The 19,480-nt window shown below is 72.0% G+C and carries 16 protein-coding genes and 2 tRNA genes; 9 read left to right on the forward strand and 9 right to left on the reverse strand.

The annotated features are described in order from the left end of the window. Positions 1-44 precede the first annotated feature (44 nt). From IE275_RS30160 to IE275_RS30170, 3 genes are all read left to right on the forward strand, one after another. Entirely contained in the window at positions 45-347 is a 303-nt protein-coding gene (locus IE275_RS30160) for a hypothetical protein (RefSeq protein WP_189714922.1), read from the forward strand. Between the two features lie 54 nt (positions 348-401). Further along, positions 402-599 (forward strand): hypothetical protein, encoded by a 198-nt coding sequence (locus IE275_RS30165; RefSeq protein ID WP_189714924.1) that lies wholly within the window; start codon positions 402-404, stop codon positions 597-599. A gap of 252 nt (positions 600-851) precedes the next feature. Then, a complete protein-coding gene (locus tag IE275_RS30170) occupies positions 852-1,397 on the forward strand; it encodes a bacterial proteasome activator family protein (protein WP_189714926.1) in 546 nt (181 codons plus the stop codon). Between the two features lie 104 nt (positions 1,398-1,501). Here the strand turns inward: IE275_RS30170 and IE275_RS30175 are convergent, their stop codons facing one another. Continuing rightward, the gene (locus IE275_RS30175; RefSeq protein WP_189714928.1) at positions 1,502-3,133 is read right to left on the reverse strand and encodes a protein kinase domain-containing protein; all 1,632 of its coding nucleotides are present in this window, start codon (positions 3,131-3,133) and stop codon (positions 1,502-1,504) included. Positions 3,134-3,494: 361 nt separating this feature from the next. Here IE275_RS30175 and IE275_RS30180 point away from each other — a divergent pair, with 361 nt between their 5' ends. Further along, positions 3,495-5,090 (forward strand): protein kinase domain-containing protein, encoded by a 1,596-nt coding sequence (locus IE275_RS30180; RefSeq protein WP_189714930.1) that lies wholly within the window; start codon positions 3,495-3,497, stop codon positions 5,088-5,090. A gap of 87 nt (positions 5,091-5,177) precedes the next feature. Here the strand turns inward: IE275_RS30180 and IE275_RS30185 are convergent, their stop codons facing one another. Next, on the reverse strand, positions 5,178-6,320 hold the full coding sequence (locus IE275_RS30185; protein ID WP_189714932.1) for a phosphotransferase: 1,143 nt from the start codon (positions 6,318-6,320) through the stop codon (positions 5,178-5,180). Between the two features lie 524 nt (positions 6,321-6,844). Here IE275_RS30185 and pdhA point away from each other — a divergent pair. Genes pdhA through IE275_RS30200 form a run of 3 tightly spaced genes read left to right on the forward strand, consistent with a single transcriptional unit; the run spans position 6,845 to position 10,434 of the window. Beyond that, complete coding sequence (gene pdhA, locus IE275_RS30190; protein WP_189714935.1) at positions 6,845-8,023, forward strand: pyruvate dehydrogenase (acetyl-transferring) E1 component subunit alpha; 1,179 nt, start codon at positions 6,845-6,847, stop codon at positions 8,021-8,023. Between the two features lies 1 nt (position 8,024). Then, positions 8,025-9,017 (forward strand): alpha-ketoacid dehydrogenase subunit beta, encoded by a 993-nt coding sequence (locus IE275_RS30195; protein WP_189714937.1) that lies wholly within the window; start codon positions 8,025-8,027, stop codon positions 9,015-9,017. A 10-nt stretch (positions 9,018-9,027) separates the two neighbouring features. Continuing rightward, positions 9,028-10,434 carry a dihydrolipoamide acetyltransferase family protein gene (locus tag IE275_RS30200; RefSeq protein WP_189714939.1) on the forward strand — a complete coding sequence of 469 codons (1,407 nt, stop codon included), beginning with the start codon at positions 9,028-9,030 and terminating at the stop codon, positions 10,432-10,434. A 144-nt stretch (positions 10,435-10,578) separates the two neighbouring features. Here IE275_RS30200 and IE275_RS30205 read toward each other — a convergent pair whose 3' ends face one another. From IE275_RS30205 to IE275_RS30225, 5 genes are all read right to left on the reverse strand, one after another. After that, positions 10,579-12,882: a hypothetical protein gene (locus IE275_RS30205; protein WP_189714941.1), complete on the reverse strand. Its 2,304-nt coding sequence runs from the start codon at positions 12,880-12,882 to the stop codon at positions 10,579-10,581. Positions 12,883-12,885: 3 nt separating this feature from the next. Then, positions 12,886-12,957: transfer RNA gene (locus IE275_RS30210), tRNA-Pro, on the reverse strand. 5 nt (positions 12,958-12,962) lie between these two features. Beyond that, positions 12,963-13,034, reverse strand: a tRNA-Arg gene (locus IE275_RS30215). Between the two features lie 218 nt (positions 13,035-13,252). Beyond that, positions 13,253-14,566 (reverse strand): MFS transporter, encoded by a 1,314-nt coding sequence (locus IE275_RS30220; RefSeq protein WP_189714943.1) that lies wholly within the window; start codon positions 14,564-14,566, stop codon positions 13,253-13,255. Next, complete coding sequence (locus tag IE275_RS30225; protein WP_189714945.1) at positions 14,563-15,258, reverse strand: GntR family transcriptional regulator; 696 nt, start codon at positions 15,256-15,258, stop codon at positions 14,563-14,565. Before IE275_RS30225 ends, IE275_RS30220 begins: the two co-directional genes overlap by 4 nt. A 277-nt stretch (positions 15,259-15,535) precedes the next feature. On the opposite strand from IE275_RS30225, the gene IE275_RS30230 reads away from it, so the two are divergent. Then, positions 15,536-16,387 carry a D-alanyl-D-alanine carboxypeptidase family protein gene (locus IE275_RS30230; protein ID WP_189714947.1) on the forward strand — a complete coding sequence of 284 codons (852 nt, stop codon included), beginning with the start codon at positions 15,536-15,538 and terminating at the stop codon, positions 16,385-16,387. 85 nt (positions 16,388-16,472) lie between these two features. Here the strand turns inward: IE275_RS30230 and IE275_RS30235 are convergent, their stop codons facing one another. Beyond that, the gene (locus IE275_RS30235; protein WP_189714949.1) at positions 16,473-17,297 is read right to left on the reverse strand and encodes a maleylpyruvate isomerase family mycothiol-dependent enzyme; all 825 of its coding nucleotides are present in this window, start codon (positions 17,295-17,297) and stop codon (positions 16,473-16,475) included. A gap of 201 nt (positions 17,298-17,498) precedes the next feature. Between IE275_RS30235 and IE275_RS30240 the strand changes: the two genes are divergently transcribed. Then, positions 17,499-18,320 (forward strand): carbon-nitrogen family hydrolase, encoded by an 822-nt coding sequence (locus tag IE275_RS30240; RefSeq protein ID WP_189714950.1) that lies wholly within the window; start codon positions 17,499-17,501, stop codon positions 18,318-18,320. Positions 18,321-18,418: 98 nt separating this feature from the next. Here IE275_RS30240 and IE275_RS30245 read toward each other — a convergent pair whose 3' ends face one another. After that, positions 18,419-19,372, reverse strand: a complete 954-nt coding sequence (locus IE275_RS30245; RefSeq protein ID WP_229870713.1) for a glutamate ABC transporter substrate-binding protein — start codon at positions 19,370-19,372, stop codon at positions 18,419-18,421. Positions 19,373-19,480: the final 108 nt, after the last annotated feature.

A 19,480-nucleotide genomic window follows, 5' to 3' on the forward strand; every position in this document is an offset into this window, starting at 1 on the left:
CGTCGTCGCTGTCCGTCCGGCCGCCCGTCCCGCCGTCGGGGTCCGTGTCGGTCTGGGTGTCGGTCTCGGTGTCGTTGTACGTCTCCGCCGCGTCGCCGTCGTCCCGGCCGCTCTCCTCCTCGTCGCCGTCGTCCGCCCGCCCCGGCCGCTCCCGTCCCTCTCCCGCGCGGCTGCCGGCCCGGTCGGGGGAGGGAGAGGAGGAGGCCGATGCCGATGCCGAGGAGGGCGAGGCGGAGGGGAACCCCGGTCTCCCCGACGGAGAGCCGCTGCCGTACGGCGATGGGGACCCGTACGTCGATGGGGACCCGTACGTCGATGGGGACCCGTACGTCGATGGGGACCTGTAGGTCGATCCGGACCCGTGCGTCGGCGCGGGCCTTTCCGATGACGCGGACCAGTGCGTGGATCCGGACCTGGGCTGCGATCCGGACCTGTGCGGTGCCGCGGACCTGTGCGGTGCCGCGGACCGGTGTGTCGATCCGGACCCGTGCGTCGAAGCGGACCCGTGCGTCGAAGCGGACCCGTGCGTCGATCCCGACCCGTACGTCGACCCGGACCCGTACGTGGACGACGTGCCGTACGTCGACACGGCCGCGTAGGCCAAAGCGCCCCCGTACGACGGAACGCCGGCGTAGGGCGCCGCGACGATCACTCCCACCGCACACAATCCCCGCCGCCATGGAGTCACGTCCGTGACCCCCTCCCGGTGTCCAGCCGCCCAGAGAAGACGCCATAAGCCTCACATCGGCGGCATATGCCTGCATCTCGGACTGCGCCGAACGGAAACGGTGGATCACCCTGCGCAGGGGGCACCACGGTGATGAGGTGGGGGCGTGCGAGAGAATGACGGTATGGAGATGCCGAGGAACGATAGGTCGTCGGAGACCGCCCAGAAGATCCTGGTCGTGGGCCAGGACGGTATGGCGCTCGGCGGCGTCGACGCCGACGAGGACTCCCGCGAGATTCCGGTGACGGAGCAGGTCGAGCAGCCCGCGAAGGTCATGCGGATCGGCAGCATGATCAAGCAGCTGCTGGAGGAGGTGCGCGCGGCTCCCCTGGACGAGGCGAGCCGGGCCCGGCTCAAGGAGATCCACGCCAGTTCGGTGAAGGAGCTGGAGGACGGCCTGGCACCGGAGCTGGTCGAGGAGCTGGAGCGGCTCTCCCTGCCGTTCAACGAGGACTCCACGCCGAGCGACGCGGAACTGCGGATCGCCCAGGCCCAGTTGGTCGGCTGGCTGGAGGGCCTCTTCCACGGCATCCAGACCACGCTGTTCGCCCAGCAGATGGCCGCGCGCGCCCAGTTGGAGCAGATGCGCCGCGCGCTGCCGCCGGGTGTGAGCCACGAGGGCGGCGACGACCCGCGCGCGGGCGGCCGCACGGGAGGCCCGTACCTCTAGCCCGTACCGCCGGCCCGTACCTCTAGCCCGTACTTGTGCCCACGAAGGGCCCGGCAGCGACTGCTGCGGGGCCCTTTCTCATGACCGACCGGCCGACGCGGGTGTCAGGACGCCGGGTTGCCCGTCGACACGCTCAGCTCGATCTCCGGCATGTCGTCCGGGTCGACGTCCGTACCGGCGGAGGGGAACTGGTCCATGACCGCGCCCTCGCCGTACGTGTTCTCGTCGTATTCCTTGATGCTGATCCGCCAGCCGGCGGCCTGGAAGCACTCCTTGACCGAGTCGATGTACTTGAACTTGAAGTTCGGCATCCGGATCTTGTCGGGGTCGTTGTACGACTCGGACGGCTCGGAGCACTCGGTCGGGTCGATCGTCTTGGACGGGTCGGGGCCGCGGTAGTCCGCCGCCTTCGATGCTGACGCGGAGGCGGTGACCTCGACGTTCTCGCCCTTGTCGTCCGGATCGTCGCCGTTGACCGCGAGGCTGCCGATGAGCGCGCCGACCGCCACCACGGCGACGATGGCGGACCCGACGATCATCTGCTTGCCGCCCTGACGCCCGCCGCCCGAGGGAACCGAGGTCGGGGGCTGCGGGCTGAGGTTGTACGCCGGAGGCGTGTGCGGGCCCTGTTGGTGGCCGTAGGCCGGAGCGGGCGTCTGGTAGCCCTGCTGCGGATAGCCGTAGGAGGCGGGGGCCGGCGTGCCGTACGGGTTCGGGTTCGGGGCCGGCTGATACGGCGTCTGGACGTTGCCCATCGACGGCGGGGTGCCCTGGCCGACCGGCGGGAACACGGCGGAGCCGACGCCGGAACCGCTCTGCGTGGGCACGCCCGGGACGATGCTCGGCGGGGCCGCCTGGAAGGAGGCCGCCACCCGCAGACACTCGTCGCGCATGGACTCGGCGGTCGGGAAGCGCTCGTTCGGGTTCTTCTTCAGCGCGCGGGCGACGAGCGCGTCCAGCGCGGGCGGCAGCGCCCGGTTGATGGACGAGGGCGCGACCGGCTCCTCCTGCACATGGGCGTACGCGATCGCCAGCGGCGAGTCCGCGTCGAACGGCAGCCGCCCGGTGACCAGTTGGAACAGCATGATGCCGACCGAGTACAGGTCGGAGCGGGCGTCCACGGCACGGCCCAGGGCCTGCTCGGGGGAGAGGTACTGCGGGGTGCCGACGACCATGCCGGTCTGCGTCATCGAGGTGACGCCGGACTGCATCGCGCGGGCGATGCCGAAGTCCATGACCTTGACCACACCGCGCTTGGTCATCATCACGTTGCCGGGCTTGATGTCGCGGTGGACCAGCCCCATTTCGTGGCTGATCTCCAGCGCCGCCAGCACATCCGCGGTGATCTTCAGCGCCTTGTCGGCGGGCATCGCGCCCTGCTGCCGTACGTCCTCGTCGAGCACCGAGCCGAGCGGGCGGCCCTCGATGTACTCCATGACGATGTACGGGGTCGTCAGACCGCCGAGGTCGTCCTCACCGGTGTCGAAGACCGAGACGATATTGGTGTGGGTGAGCTTGGCCACTGCCTGGGCCTCGCGGCGGAAACGCTCGCGGAACGCCTGCTCACGGCCCAGTTCGGTGTGGAGTGTCTTGATCGCGACCTGCCGGTCGAGCACGCTGTCGTACGCCAGGTGGACCGAGGCCATGCCGCCCTCGCCGAGCAAGTCGCGCAGCTGATAGCGGCCGCCGGCCAGCGCCCGCCCCGCGTACCGGCCCTGTGCGCCGTCCTGGCTCATGTTCTGCGTCCCCCGTAGGCCTTCAGGCGCCGTTGACTGTCGTGCTGCCGTTGACTGCCGTTGATCGAAAGTGCTATTCCCGGCCAAGTCTGCCGCAGGGCACTGACACGTCAAGCTCGGTGCCCGTTCCGTGACCCTACGAGAAAGAAGCGTCGCGGAAGCGTTACAGGTGCCGTACGGCCGGTACACGGGATTTGCACGCCGCCCGGGAGTACGGGTTTGATGACCGGTCTGTCTCGGGCCGGCAGGGGGGCTCGTCAGGGGCTCGCCCCGGACCGGCGGCTTGCGCGGAGGCTGTAGCGTGGCCGACGGAGACCGTAACAACACCGCGCACCGCGGGCAGAAACGACGGCGAGGACTGATGGCACAGCAGCAGCGCGCCCAGGGCCCGTCCGACCCCGAGGCGACTGGCGGCGGTATGTCGGACGCGCCGGAGAACTGGGGCAACGGCGGACTGGTCGGTGACGGCCGGTACCGGCTGACGCACAGACTCGGCAGGGGCGGCATGGCCGAGGTGTTCGCGGCCGAGGACGTACGTCTGGGCCGCACCGTCGCGGTGAAGCTGCTGCGTGCCGATCTCGCCGAGGACCCGGTGTCCAAGGCCCGCTTCACCCGCGAGGCCCAGTCGGTGGCCGGCCTCAACCACCATGCGATCGTCGCCGTGTACGACTCCGGCGAGGACTTCGTGGGCGGCCAGAGCGTGCCGTACATCGTCATGGAGATCGTCGAGGGCCGCACGATCCGCGACCTCCTCCTCAACGCCGACGCGCCGGGGCCCGAGCAGGCCCTGATCATCGTCTCCGGGGTGCTGGAGGCGCTCGCCTACTCGCACCAGCACGGCATCGTGCACCGCGACATCAAGCCCGCGAACGTGATCATCACGCACAACGGCGCCGTCAAGGTGATGGACTTCGGTATCGCGCGCGCCCTGCACGGCGCGTCCACCACGATGACGCAGACCGGCATGGTCATGGGCACCCCGCAGTACCTCTCCCCGGAGCAGGCGCTCGGCAAGGCCGTCGACTACCGCTCCGACCTGTACGCGACGGGCTGCCTGCTCTACGAACTCCTCGCGCTGCGCCCCCCGTTCACCGGCGAGACCCCGCTGTCGGTGGTCTACCAGCACGTGCAGGACATCCCGGTGCCGCCGTCGCAGACCTCGCAGGGCGTGTGCCCGCCGGAGCTCGACGGGCTCGTCATGCGCTCCCTCGCCAAGGACCCGGACGACCGGTTCCAGACGGCCGAGGAGATGCGCGGCCTCGTCCAGTACGGCCTCCAGATGCTGTACGACCAGGGCGCCCACACCGGCACCTGGAACACCGGCCCGGTCACCGCGCACGACGGCCGCGGGGCGGCGGGCGGTTTCGCGAGCACGACGGCGCTCCCGCACCACGACGGCGCCCACACCTCGCAGATCCCGCAGCCGATCCTGCCGACGGGCTACGGCAACAACGACGACGGCGGCTTCGAGGGACACGGCAACCGGGGCAGCGGCCGCGGCAAGCTGTGGATCCTGGCCGTGCTCGCGGTGATCGCCATCGCCGCGGGTGTCGCGCTCGCGCTGAACAACCAGAACACGGGCGGCAGCGGCGACGCCGACACGACGCCGTCGCCGAGCACCTCGCAGTCCGCGAGCGACGACACCGAGAGCGAGACGCCGACCGACGAGGCCTCGGACGACAGCTCCGACGACACCTCGGACGACGGCACGGGCTCGGACTCCGGCTCGAACTACTCGCCGTCGTACAGCCCTTCGTACACGCCGTCGTACACGCCGTCCGATCCGGCCACCAGCGAGCCGTCGGAAGAGGAGACGGATCCGCAGCCCTCGGAGGAGCCCTCGGACCCGGAGACGAGCGACCCGGGGACGGACGGCGGCAGCGAGGGCACGTCGGAGGGCACGTCGACCGGCACGGACCAGGGCAGCACCAGCCTGGGTGCCGGACTCGGCGGCTGACCCGGCGGACGACCACTCCACGACCACGCGCGCGGGGGCCCGGAACAGGGCTCCACGCGCGCGTGGTCGTTTCCGGGGGTGCCCGGGTCAGTCCGCGAACGCTCCGCACACCGCGGCGTATTCGCGGGTCCACCAGACGGCCAGGGCCGACGCGGCCGGGAACTGGTCGTCCGCGCGGGTGTCGCCGCGCTCGTAGTGCCAGCGCAGCATCCAGAAGTCGTTGAGGCGCTCCCACCACACGCGGTGCACGGCCGCGGCCAGCTCCGAGGGGGCCGCCCCGGCCGTACGCCGGTACGCGCGCGCGTACGCCCTCGTCTTCGGCAGGTCGAGGGTGCCGTCGGGCCGGACGAAGAAGATCGCGGCGGCGCGGACGGCCTCCTCCGCGCGGGGCCGGACGCCGAGCCGGTCCCAGTCGACGATCGCGACGGGCGCGTCCCCCTGGTAGAGCAGGTTGAAGGGGTGGAAGTCGCCGTGCACCCACCCGACCCGGTCGCCGTGCGGGGGCCGTCGGTCCGCGTGCCGTTCCAGCAGCGTGCGGCGCTCCAGGAGGCGGTGGCGGGCCAGCTCGTCGAAGGAGTCGGCCGGGCGGTGCCGGCGGACGCGCGCGAGGAGGTCGTCGATGAGGGCGAAGGTGTCGGCGGGGTCGGGGACCGTGGTGGCGTGGACGGGCGGAATCCGGGGGGTCGCGGTGGCGTGGGTGGGCGGGGTGCCGGGAGCGGGCGAGGTGGGGGCGCTCGGAGCGTCGGGGGTGGTGCGCTCCCGCTCGTGCGCCTCGGAGGGCCGTTCCCCGTGGGCCGGCATCACCCGCTCCAGGCTCGCGTGCACCAGGCCGAGCAGGGCGCCCAGACGGCCGCACAGGGCCGGGGTGAGCTGGGCGCCGTTGCGGTGGCGGCCGTCGATCCAGGGGTGGAGGGCGTAGGTGTGGCCGCCGACGACGGCGACGGTGCGGCCGTCGCGGCCCGGGAGCGGGGGCGCGACCGGGACGCCCAGGCCGGCCAGGCGCTGGGTGGCACGGTGCTGGCGGGCGATCGAGGCCGGGTCGGCGGTGTCCGGGTCGACATGCTGCTTGAGGAAGTAGCGGCCCTGGGTGGTGCGCAGCCGGTAGCCGCGGTTCAGCAGTCCCTGGTCGACCGGTTCGCAGGCGAGCGGGGCGCCGGCGGCGTACCGGCGGAGCAGGGCGCCCAGAGGGGGCGCGTGGGGAAGTGGGGGTGGTACACAGGAGCGCGGCACGCGCCCGATGCTAGGGCACCGAACCCGCTCGTGAGCTGGGAGTTGTCACGGAGAGTCAATATCTGATCACGACTGATCGCCCTCCGTCACCCGTGGTCGTGCGGCCCGCGCTCGTCGCCGCTTCCGCGTGCGCGCGGCGATCACTACCGACCGGTAGGGGTCCGCCTTCGCCGGTTCATGGTCATGTCGACTCTTCCCGTGACCTGGGTCACCGATATAACGTGCCGTTGTTCCGGCCCCCTGCAAGGCTGTGACCAGGAAGAGTTCCTGATTTCGCGATTTACTTGGAAATCCAAGCAAAAACGCAGGTCAGGAGGGGTTTCACAGAAATGTGGAGCACTGGGTAACGTGCCTGTTGCAGGGCGCTCGCCGGGGCACCTGTCACGCCTGCTCCCGACCGGGCCGCACCCACCCTGTGCGTCGGTGGGGGTGCAGGTGAGCCTCCCCCAGGCTCCTGAACGGAGCTGGGGGGACCCCCAGGCCCCCCGGCGAACCCGGGTAGCCGGACCGACGGAGGAGCACACGTGACCGTGGAGAGCACTGCCGCGCGCAAGCCGCGACGCAGCGCCGGTACCAAGAGCACGGCCGGCAAGCGGACGACCGCGACGACGCCGGGCACCGAACCGGAGCTCGTACAGCTGCTGACGCCCGAGGGCGAACGCGTCAAGAACGCCGAGTACGACAAGTACGTCGCCGGCGTCACCCCCGAAGACCTCCGCGGCCTGTACCGCGACATGGTGCTCACCCGCCGCTTCGACGCCGAGGCCACGTCCCTCCAGCGTCAGGGCGAGCTGGGCCTGTGGGCGTCGCTGCTGGGCCAGGAGGCCGCACAGATCGGCTCCGGCCGTGCACTGCGCGACGACGACTACGTCTTCCCGACCTACCGCGAGCACGGTGTCGCCTGGTGCCGCGGGGTCGACCCCACCAACCTGCTCGGCATGTTCCGCGGCGTGAACAACGGAGGCTGGGACCCGAACGGGAACAACTTCCACCTGTACACGATCGTCATCGGCTCGCAGACCCTGCACGCCACCGGCTACGCGATGGGCGTCGCCAAGGACGGCGCGGACAGCGCGGTGATCGCCTACTTCGGCGACGGCGCGAGCAGCCAGGGCGACGTCGCGGAGTCCTTCACCTTCTCCGCGGTCTACAACGCGCCCGTGGTGTTCTTCTGCCAGAACAACCAGTGGGCGATCTCCGAGCCGACCGAGAAGCAGACCCGCGTGCCGCTCTACCAGCGCGCGCAGGGCTACGGCTTCCCGGGCGTCCGGGTCGACGGCAACGACGTCCTGGCCTGCCTCGCGGTCACCAAGTGGGCGCTGGAGCGAGCCCGCAGCGGTGAGGGCCCGACCCTCGTCGAGGCGTTCACGTACCGCATGGGCGCCCACACCACCTCCGACGACCCCACCCGCTACCGGGGCGACGAGGAGCGACTCGCCTGGGAGGCGAAGGACCCGATCCTGCGCCTGCGCCGGTTCCTGGAGGCCTCGAACCACACGGACGAGCGATTCTTCGAGGAACTCGAGACCGAGAGCGAGGCGTTGGGCAGGCGAGTGCGCGAAGCGGTCCGTGCCATGCCGGACCCGGACCACTTCGCCATCTTCGAGAACGTCTACGCGGACGGGCACGCGCTCGTCGACGAGGAGCGGGCCCAGTTCGCCGCCTACCAGGCGTCGTTCGCCGACGAAGAGGGGGGCAACTGAGATGGCGGAGACCGTGACGTCCAAGAACATGGCACTGGCCAAGGCGATCAACGAATCGCTGCGCCGCGCCCTGGAGTCCGACCCCAAGGTCCTGATCATGGGTGAGGACGTCGGCAAGCTCGGCGGCGTCTTCCGTGTGACGGACGGGCTGCAGAAGGACTTCGGCGAGAGCCGGGTCATCGACACCCCGCTCGCCGAGTCCGGCATCGTCGGCACCGCCATCGGCCTCGCCCTGCGCGGCTACCGCCCGGTGGTGGAGATCCAGTTCGACGGCTTCGTCTTCCCCGCGTACGACCAGATCGTCACGCAGCTCGCGAAGATGCACGCGCGCTCGCTGGGCAAGGTCAAGATGCCGATCGTCGTCCGCATCCCCTACGGCGGCGGCATCGGCGCGGTCGAGCACCACTCCGAGTCCCCGGAAGCCCTGTTCGCCCACGTGTCGGGCCTGAAGGTCGTCTCCCCGTCCAACGCGTCCGACGCGTACTGGATGATGCAGCAGGCCATCCAGAGCGACGACCCGGTGATCTTCTTCGAGCCCAAGCGGCGCTACTGGGACAAGGGCGAGGTCAACACCGAGGCCATCCCCGGCCCGCTGCACAAGGCCCAGGTCGTCCGCGAGGGCACCGACCTGACCCTCGCCGCCTACGGCCCGATGGTGAAGCTCTGCCTGGAGGCCGCCGCCGCGGCCGCCGAGGAGGGCAAGAACCTCGAGGTGCTGGACCTGCGCTCGGTCTCCCCGCTGGACTTCGACACGATCCAGACGTCCGTCGAGAAGACCCGCCGGCTGGTCGTCGTCCACGAGGCGCCGGTGTTCTTCGGCTCGGGCGCGGAGATCGCCGCCCGCATCACGGAGCGCTGCTTCTACCACCTGGAGGCCCCGGTGCTCCGGGTCGGCGGCTACCACGCCCCGTACCCGCCGGCGCGCCTGGAGGAGGAGTACCTGCCGGGCCTGGACCGGGTACTCGACACCGTCGACCGCGCCCTGGCGTACTGAGGAGAGGGTCGTGACGACGATGACGGAAGCGTCCGTACGCGAGTTCAAGATGCCCGACGTGGGCGAGGGCCTCACCGAGGCCGAGATCCTCAAGTGGTACGTCCAGCCCGGCGACACGGTGACCGACGGCCAGGTGGTGTGCGAGGTCGAGACGGCCAAGGCCGCCGTCGAGCTGCCCATCCCCTACGACGGTGTGGTCCGCTCGCTGCACTTCCCCGAGGGCACCACGGTGGACGTGGGCATGGCGATCATCGCGGTGGACGTGTCCGGCGGCGCCGAGCCGCCGGCCCCGGCCCCCGTGGAGAAGCCCGCGGAACCGCAGGCGGAGGAACCGAAGTCCGTGGGCTCCGGCCGCCAGCCGGTGCTCGTGGGATACGGCGTGGCCGCCTCCTCCACCAAGCGCCGCCCCCGCAAGGGCACGCAGATCCCCGCCCAGGAGCCCGCGACGGCCGCCGTCCAGGCGGAGCTGAACGGCCACGGGAGCGCCCCGGCCGTACAGGAGCGACCGCTGGCCAAGCCGCCGGTGCGCAAGCTGGCCAAGGACCTGGGCGTCGACCTGACGACGGTCACCCCGACCGGCCCGGACGGCATCATCACCCGTGACGACGTCCACGCGGCCGCGGCCCCCGCGCAGGCGCCCGCGCCCGCGCCGGTCAGCGCCCCGGAGCCCGTCCCCGCGGCGGCAGCTCCGGCGCCGGCCGTCCCGTACGACACGGCCCGCGAGACGCGTGTCCCCGTCAAGGGCGTCCGCAAGGCGACCGCGGCGGCGATGGTCGGCTCGGCCTTCACGGCGCCGCACGTCACGGAGTTCGTGACGGTCGACGTCACCCGCACGCTGAAGCTCGTCGAGGAGCTGAAGCAGGACAAGGACATGCAGGGACTGCGGGTCAACCCGCTGCTGCTGATCGCCAAGGCCCTGCTGGTCGCCATCCGCCGCAACCCGGAGATCAACGCCTCCTGGGACCAGGCGGCGCAGGAGATCGTCCAGAAGCACTACGTCAACCTGGGCATCGCCGCGGCCACCCCGCGCGGGCTGATCGTGCCGAACATCAAGGACGCGCACGCGAAGACGCTGCCGGAGCTGGCCCAGTCGCTCGGCGAGCTGGTGGCGACGGCACGGGAGGGCAAGACGTCCCCCGCCGCGATGCAGGGCGGCACGGTCACCATCACCAACGTCGGCGTCTTCGGCGTCGACACCGGCACACCGATCCTCAACCCCGGCGAGTCCGCGATCCTCGCCATCGGCGCGATCCGGCTCCAGCCGTGGGTCCACAAGGGCAAGGTGAAGCCCCGCCAGGTCACCACCCTGGCCCTGAGCTTCGACCACCGCCTGGTCGACGGAGAGCTGGGCTCCAAGGTGCTGGCCGACGTGGCGGCGATCCTGGAACAGCCGAAGCGGCTGATCACCTGGGCCTGAGCCACCGGTACCACCCCAGGGCGGAAGCGCCCTGGGCCCGCAAGGAGCCGCGCACCCGGAAACGGGGGCGCGGCTCCTTGCGGTCGGCCACCGGCTGACCGGCCGGACGACGTACCCGGGACCGGACGGAGAGCGGGCCGCAGGTCAGCCGGACACTCTCGGGTCCGGGCGGAGCCAGTGCTTTCCGGTCGTCCAGCCCAGCAGCCGTCGGCCCTCCCCGTCGTCCGCCGCTCCCCCCTCGTCCACCTGGCGCAGGCCGGTCAGCGCTGGAGCCAGACGGGCGCCGACATGCGCGGGGTGGCGCCCGGCCTCCTCGGTGAGCCACCGCAGGGTGTCCTTCCGCTCCCGCGCGGAGCACAGGGAGAGGTGGAACACCATCTGCCGCCAGGCGTAGGCCGCGTCCTTGATCGTGCCCAGCGGCCGCGCGTTGCCCTGCACCCGGGCGGTCAGCAGGCACACCGTGGTGAAGCAGCGGCGCGCCAGGTCCTCCCAGCCGGGGGCCGGGGCGATGCCGACCCGGTGGACCAGAGTGGCCAGGTTGTGCGTGGTGAGGATCTGCGCCTGCTCGACCACGGTGCCGTTCGCGGCCGGTGACCCGAAGCCGTACCGGGACGAGGGGGCACCGGCCCGCTCCGCGCACAGTGCCGCGAACCCCGGTGAGGTGCGCGGCCCCGACCCCGGCCGCGCCTCGGCGTCCGCCAGCTCGCGGACGGCCCCGTAGTCGACGGCGTAGTAGCGCTCGTACAGCGAGCCGCCGCCCAGGAGTTCCGCCGCGATCCGGGCCGCGACGAGGAACTTCGGGGTGAACGAGCCCATGAAGATGTCGGTGGCCAGCTCCTCGACCAGCGGCACGTCGAGGTCCGCCGCACGGGCGAGGACGGACAGCTCGCGCACCAGCGGGTTGGGCAGGATCGTGCCGGGGAACGCCTGCACGGCCAGCTCACCCAGCTGCCGCAGCGCCCCGGCCGACACCTCCCGTGCCGTGTCGGTGGACCGCTGTCCGGCCACCGCCCGCACCCAGGGCAGCTCCTCCATCCGCACCTGCCGCTGGAAGTTGAGCAGCAGCAGCGAACGGCGGTCGGCGAACGCCCGGTGATGGGCGGCCGCCAGGGTGCGCAGGGCCGGGTCCGGGTGGGCCTGGGCGGTGCTCGCGGCGACGAGCTGGGGGACCAGCTCGGCCAGCACCTCCGCCGACGGCACCACACCGCGCTCCACCAGCGTGCCCAGCGGCGCGCTCAGCGCGGCTTCGACGGGCCGGCGGACGGCGGCCGGGACCGCCGCGCCGACGGGCAGGCCGGTCGCCCGCGCCTCCCCCTCGCCCACCGGCACCAGCAGCGGCTCGACCTCGGCCACGCCCGCCCCCTGGTCCAGCTCCGCGAGCCGGCGCAGCACCAGCTGGGCCAGCGCGTGGTGGGAGGGGAGCGCGGCCTGGACGGCCTGCTCGCGGCGCAGCGCGGTGTGCGGGGCGGAACCGGGCACACCGCGCCGTCGCACCATCGCGGTGACGGCGTGCCGCAGCAGCCCGAGCCGACGCGCGTCCGGCGTCCGCCCGGCGACGGCCTCCTCCAGCACGCCCCGCAGGATCGCCAGGTTCTGCTTCGGGTCGAGGTGCTTGGTGCAGTACGTGTGCCGCTCGGCGAGGTCCCGGTAGCGGAGCAGCAGTAGGGAACCCCGTTCGTACCAGCCGGCCGCGGTGTCGCGGGCCGGGACGCGGACGGCTGCGTCGGCGTCGGCCGTCTCCAGCCAGTGCGTGAGGAGCGCGTCGCCGAAGGGCTGCCAGACGGTCAGCGCCTCCCGCTGGGTCTCCACCGCCCGGCTCGGCCGGCGCCGGGCCAGGGTCTCGCCGGCCTCGGCGACGGTGCGCCGGTGCACGGCACCGGGCGAGGGCGCCGGGCGGGTGGAGGGACGCGGGGTGAACCGCAGCCGTCCGGCGAAGGGGGCCAGTTCCTCGACGAGCTCGATCGCCGCGTCGGTCTCCCCGGTGCGGGCCAGCCAGGCCACGGTGAGCAGGGCGGCCTCCTCCGGGACCGTGATCTCGTACCGCCCGCTGTCCAGCAGCTCGCCCAGCCGGACCAGCCCGTCCTCGGTCAGCCAGTACGCGAACAGGGCCTGCCGCTCGCGCGGTACCCCTGCCAGGCGCGCGGCCTCGGCCTCGTACTCCGTCAGCGGTCCCCCGGCGCTGGGCTCGCCGGTGGCGAAGCCGCCGCGCAGGACCTGGAGGGTCACCCACGCCGGGAGCCCGGACACGGGCGTGCGGGAGCCGATCGCCAGGCGTCCGTTCGCCATGCCGGCCAGGAGGGCCCGCCAGGAGCGGCCCCGTTCCGCGGCCCGGCGGCGGGTGTCGGGGTCGGGGTGCGTGGTCGCGGTGGTGAGCGCCCCGGCCAGCCGGCCGGCCGCGTAGCCGGGGGAGGCCTCTGCGAAGTGCTGCTGGTCAGCGTTGTCGTTCATAAGCCGGCACGGCGGGTGCTGCCCCCGCCCCCTCCGGGTCCCGAGCCCGGTGCTCTGCTGCTGAGCTACATGCCGAGGAGCCGACGTGGCGGGTGCCGCCCCCGCTCCCTCCGGGTTAGGAGCCCGGTGCTCTGCTGCTGAGCTACACGTCGAAGACCGACGTGGCGGGTTCCGCCCCCGCGCCCCCCGGGTCTGAAGCCCGGCGCTCTGGCTACTGAGCTACACGTCGATGCGCCGACGCTAGACGCGGGACGCCCGTACGAACAACTGGATTTCGCCTGAACATCCGCGAGCCGGGGCCTGCCGGTCAGGGCCCACTCCCCGGCGCCCGCGCCGCCGGCCCCCGGCAGCCCGGTCCGCACCCCTGGACCTACGCCGGCACGTGCACCGTCTCCACCCGGCTCGCCACCAGCCGCTCCCGTTCCCGGCGGGCCGCTCGGGTGCGGAGTCGCAGGATCTGGCTGACGCCCAGTGCCTGGAGGACGAACACGCAGGAGAAGGCGACCCGGTAGTCGTCACCGGTCGCGTCGAGCAGCACGCCGATCGCGAAGAGGGTGGTCATGGAGGCGACGAAGCCGCCCATGTTGGTGATGCCGGACGCGGTGCCCTGCCGCTCGGGCGGGTTCGCGGGGCGGGCGAAGTCGAAGCCCAGCATGGACGCGGGCCCACAGGCGCCGAGCACCGCGCAGAGCGTGATCAGCAGCCACATCGGGGCGTGCTCGCCGGGGTGGGCCAGCGTGCCGGCCCACACCAGCGCGGTCGCGCCGACCGTGCCCAGGGCCAGCGGCAGCCGCGCCTCGTGGTGCCGGGCGACGATCTGGCCGTACACCAGTCCGACGACCATGTTGGACAGGACGACCAGGGTCAGCATCTCCCCGGCCGTGGCGCGCGACAGGCCCTGTGCCTCCACCAGGAACGGCAGGCCCCACAGCAGCAGGAACACCATCGCCGGGAACTGGGTGGTGAAGTGCACCCACAGGCCCAGCCGGGTCCCCGGCTCCCGCCAGGACGCGGCGATCTGACGGCGGACGTACGCGGCGCCGTGGTGCGGGAAGGGCTCCGGCTCGTGCCCCTCGGGGTGGTCCTTGAGGAACAGCAGGAGCAGGACCAGGACGACGACACCGGCGAGCGCGCTGCCCGCGAACGCGGCCGTCCAGCCGACCCCGTGCAGCAGCCGCGCCAGGACGAGCGTGGAGACGAGGTTGCCCGCCATACCGGCCAGCCCGGCCATCTGCGCCACCATCGGCCCCCGCCGCGCCGGGAACCAGCGGGTGCCCAGCCGCAGCACGCTGATGAACGTCATCGCGTCCCCGCACCCCAGCAGCGCCCGCGAGGCGAGCGCCATGCCGTACGAGGGGGAGAACGCGAAGCCCAGCTGCCCGGCCGTGAACAGCACGACGCCGATGGTCAGCACCTTCTTGGTGCCGAGCCGGTCGACGAGCAGCCCGACCGGTATCTGCATGCCGGCGTAGACCAGCAGCTGGAGGATCGAGAAGGTGGACAGGGCCGAGGCGTTCACGTGGAAGCGGTCGGCGGCGTCGAGGCCGGCCACCCCCAGCGACGTACGGAAGATGACGGCGACGAAGTAGACCGAGACACCGATCCCCCAGACGGCTACCGCACGCCGCCCGCCGGGCGGGTCACCCGGAAGAGTGGAGTTCGGGCCGGTCCGGCCGGCGCTCATCGGACCTCGCCCCGGGCCAGGTGCGAGAACCAGCTGATGTGCCGGTGGACGATGCCGACGGCCTCGTCGGAGTCGCCGCGGCGCAGGGCCTCCAGGATCTCCTGGTGCTCGGTGAGCGTCTTGGCGATCCGGTCGGGGTGGGAGTGCAGTACCGCGACGCCCATCCGCAGCTGGCGGTCGCGGAGCTGGTCGTAGAGCCGGGACAGGATCTCGTTGCCGCCGCTGCGGACGATCTCCGCGTGGAAGCAGCGGTCCGTGACCGCGGCACCCGCCAGATCGCCGGCGGCGGCCTGTTCCCGCTGCCGTGCCAGCAGTTCCTCCAGCCGCTCGATCAGCCCGGCCGGCGCGGGCACGGCCTTGCGGGCCGCGTGCTCCTCCACCAGCAGCCGGGTCTCCACGACGTCCGCGATCTCCTGCGCGGAGACCGGGAGGACCAGCGCGCCCTTCTTCGGGTAGAGCCGGATCAGCCCCTCGACCTGGAGCCGCAGCAGCGCCTCGCGCACCGGGGTCCGCGAGACCCCCACGGCCTCGGCGAGTTCGCCCTCGGTCAGCAGTGTGCCGCCTTCGTAGCGGCGGTCCAGAACGCCCTGTTTGACGTGGGCGTACACGCGATCGGCGGCGGGCGGCTGCTTGAGGGTGGTGGGCGAGGGGGCGGTCGCGGGGGCCGGCGCGGGCGGAGCGGAGGACGGCATGTCCACAGGATAGATACAACACGTACGCAAGGGCGGGAACCGTCCAGCATGCGGGACTCGTCCAGGGAGTTGGGGCGACGTCCGCGCACAGCGTTTCGAAAAGTCGGCCCAGCAGACGCACAACCTTCTGTGCTACTTACGTGTCACACACGTGCGGCCCCACTCTTCTTTCCCCCTCAACTCGGCCGCACCTTCAGGGGCATTCGACGTAATCGGGGTATTTCAGTTGATAACCGCTAGCAAGGGTTTCCGGTTCCGCAGAGCCGCAGGCGTCGCCGTGACGACCGCCGCAGTGCTCGCGGGCGGGGTCCTCACCGCGGCTCCCGCTCAGGCCGTTACCACGCCCACCATCACGTCCAAGGGCGCGTACCTGATGAACAGCGTGACGGGCAAGGACCTCTACAAGAAGTCCGCCGACGTCCCGCGGCTCACGGCCTCCACCACGAAGATCATGACGGCGAAGGTCGTGCTGTCGCAGACGAACCTGAACCTGGACACCAAGGTCACGATCAAGCAGGCGGTCAGTGACTACATGGTCCGGCAGGGGTACCCCTCGTCGGCCAAGCTGATCGTCGGCGACAAGGTGACCGTCCGTCAGCTGCTGTACGGGATGATGCTGCCGTCCGGCTGCGACGCGGCGATGGCTCTCGCCGACAAGTTCGGCACCGGTACGACGGTCGCGGCCCGGACCAAGAACTTCATCGGCAAGATGAACACCATGGCCAAGACCCTCGGCATGAACAACACGAAGTTCGACTCGTTCGACGGCCTGAGCAACGGCGCCAACGCTTCGACGCCGCGGGACCTGACCCTGCTCGCCCGCAGCGTGATGAAGAACTCCACGTTCAAGGCCGTGGTGAAGACCAAGTCGTACACGGCCAAGACGATCACCAAGACCGGTGCCACCCGCACCATGGGCGCCTGGACCAACACCAACACGCTGCTGGGCTGGAACGGCACGCTCGGTGTGAAGACCGGGTCCGGCACCCAGGCCAAGTACTGCCTGGTGTTCGCCGCCACGCTCAACGGCGAGTCGGTCATGGGTACGGTCCTCACGGCTCCGGACGCGACGAACCGTACGGCCGACGTGAAGAAGCTCATCAACTTCGGCTACGCGAAGATCAGCTGACGTTCGAGCACGCGCACAGCAACGGGCCCGTCGTGATCATCACGACGGGCCCGTTGCGTCAGCCCTGCCCCCCTGTGTCCTACGGCTACCTGGTGACCGCGAAGTTCCGCAGGATCGCCGCCGTCAGCCGCGGGTCGCCCTCCGCCTTCACCCGGTCCGCGACCGCCTCCGGCGTCACCCGGCCGCAGGCCAGCCGGACGAACGTCTCCCAGTCGAGGGAGAAGGCGGCGGCGGGGCCCAGCGCGGGCACCGTCTCCAGCGTGCCGCGGCCCTGGATGTCGACGCGGATCGTGCGCAGGAACTCGATGGGGCCGTGCACGTCGAAGACGACGGCGGAGCTGCGCGGCGCGTCCGCCCGCTCGGCGACCACGGCCGGCAGCTCGCCGAGCAGCACGTCCCGCGCGATGTGCGCACCCGGGGAGTCGAGGTTGCCGGGACGGCCGAGGGCGGCGCGCAGGTCCTGCTCGTGCACCCACACATTGAACGCGTGGCTCCGCATCGACTCCTCGAGCGTCAGCTCCGTGCCCAGCGGGCCGCGCACCACCGTGCCCGGCTGGCGCGTCTCGTTCCGCAGCTGGCGGTTGCGGCGGATGATCGACAGCTCCAGCTCGGACGTCATCTCCGGCGCCGTGTGGTGGCGGCGGACGTCGACCTGCATCTCCATGTACCGCTGGAATTCGGTGGTGACGTGGTAGAGGTCGCGGGGGAGTGAGTGGATCGGGCGCGGATCGCCGTACATCTCGGTGTCCAGGCCGATCACGTGGGAGACGACATCGCGGACCGACCAGCCCGGGCAGGGCGTCCGCCAGTTCCACTCGCCCTCCACAAGCGGCTGCACCAGCTCGGATATCCCTTCGATGGAGTGGGTCCAGGCGTCGGCGTAGGGCTGGAGAGTGGGATGCAGACTCACGGAACGGGACCCCTCGGCGGTCGGTACACGGGCGGTTGTGGCGGCGGGTGGCGGCGTTGCCAGCGGGAGGCGGTGACGGTCGGCGGCTGTCGGCGGGTGTCGTGAAACGTTAAGTTACGCTGCTGTGAGGCACCCCGGCAGTGCTTTCGTGTGACGATCGTAGGCCCGTGTGGACGGCTCGAATGCCAGGACGGTGGTAGTGTGCGCGCCTCTCTGATCCAAGTCGCCGTGGAAGAGGGCGAATCGGTCGCCTCAAGGCGACTTCGGATGGCCTCACTCGTGCGGGAGCAGGCCGGTGCCGCCGATCTCGTGGTGCTGCCGGAACTGTGGACGACCGGGGCGTTCGCCTACGAGGAATTCGCCACCGAGGCGGAGCCCCTCGACGGGCCGACCTGTGAGGCGATGGCCAAGGCCGCGAGCGACGCGGGCGTGTGGCTGCACGCGGGCTCGATCCCCGAGCGGGACCCCGAGGGCCCCCTCTACAACACGTCTCTCGTCTTCTCCCCCTCCGGTGAGCTGGCCGCCGCCTACCGCAAGATCCACCGTTTCGGCTTCGACAAGGGCGAGGCCGTGCTGATGGGCGCGGGCGAGGACCTGGTGACGGTCCGCCTGCCGGACACGACCGTCGGCCTGGGCACCTGCTACGACCTCCGTTTCCCCGAACTCTTCCGCGGTCTCGTCGACGCCGGAGCCGAGACCTTCGTCCTCCCCGCGGGCTGGCCGGAGCGCCGCCGGGCGCACTGGACGCTGCTGGCCCGGGCGCGGGCGGTCGAGAACCAGGCGTTCGTGCTCGCTTGTGGAACGGCCGGGACGCATGCCGGAGTTCCGCAGGCGGGTCACTCGATCGTGGTGGATCCCTGGGGCGAGGTGCTGGCCGAGGCCGGTCCCGGCGAGGAGATCCTCACGGTCGACTTCGACCCGGCGAGGGTGGCGGCGACCCGCGAGCAGTTCCCGGCCCTGAAGGACCGGGTACTGGGGCTCGACCGGCCCGGCTCCCGGCCGCGGTACCGGGACGGGGCCTGACGGCCCGCTGCTTGCCGCCCGCCGTCTGACGCCCGCCGCCCGCCGTCTGACGCCTGACGCCTGACGCCTGACGCCTGACGTACGAGGTGTCGGGGGTGTCACCCCCGGTACCGGGGCGCGGGCGGGTAGAAGTCGCCGTATCCGCCGAGCCATTTCTCGTGCAGGGCGCGGAGCGTGCCCGAGGCGCGCAGGTCGGCCAGGACGCCGTTGACGAAACGGATCAGCTCGGGCGCGTCCTCGGCCACGGCGATGCCGTGCGGCTCGTAGGTGAACCGGGGGCCGGTGATACGGGTGGTGGGATCCTGGGCGCACAGTCCGGCGAGGACGTTGTCGGTGGTGGACACGGCGGCCACGTCACCCAGCTGGAGCAGGACGAGGCAGTCGGTCCAGTCGGCGACGGTCACCGGTTCCACGTTCGGCCGGGCCCGGCGCAGCTCGGCCAGCGACGTGGTGCCGTCGGCCGTGCACACCCGCCGGCCCGCGAGGTCCGCCAGGGTCTTCGCCGGGGAGGCCTCGGGGACGAGGACGCGCTGGCCCGAGTCGAGGTAGTCGCTGCTGAACAGGACGCGTTCCATGCGTTCGCAGGTGATCGTCATCGAGTGGGCGACCAGGTCGACCTCGCGCTGTTCCAGCACCTCGATCCGCCGCCGGGACGGCACGGTCTTGAACTGCACCCGGTCCGGCCTGCCGAACAGGGCGGTCGAGATCTCCCGCACCAGGGCGATGTCCAGCCCGTCCAGCCGGCCGGTGGTGGGGTCCCGGTAGCCGAAGAGGTACGTGTTCTGGTCCACGCCCACGACGAGCCGTCCCCGCGCCAGGATCCGTTCCATCGCCGATCCGCCCGGCATCGGTCCGCCCGGCTCCGGCATCCGGGCCGGCGGCTTCAGCGACCGCAGCGGATCGCAGTCGGCCGCGTCGGCGAGCTCGGCGGACGCGGTCCGGGCGGGCGGATACGACGACGTGGCCGCCGACCCGCCGACCGGGGGCGGCGCGTCCGGGGACGACGCCGTCAGCGCCGCCGCGGCCGTCAGCGCCATGGCCGCCACGAGCACGCGCGACCGTAACGCGCCCCGCCGCGACGCGCCCCGATCCGCTGCGCTCCGCCCCGGCGCACGTCGCTCCGCCCCGGGTCCGTGCCGCCCGTTGTCCCCCACGCCCGC

This window comes from Streptomyces phaeofaciens (assembly GCF_014648915.1).
In the GTDB taxonomy this organism is placed as follows: Bacteria; Actinomycetota; Actinomycetes; order Streptomycetales; family Streptomycetaceae; genus Streptomyces; species Streptomyces phaeofaciens.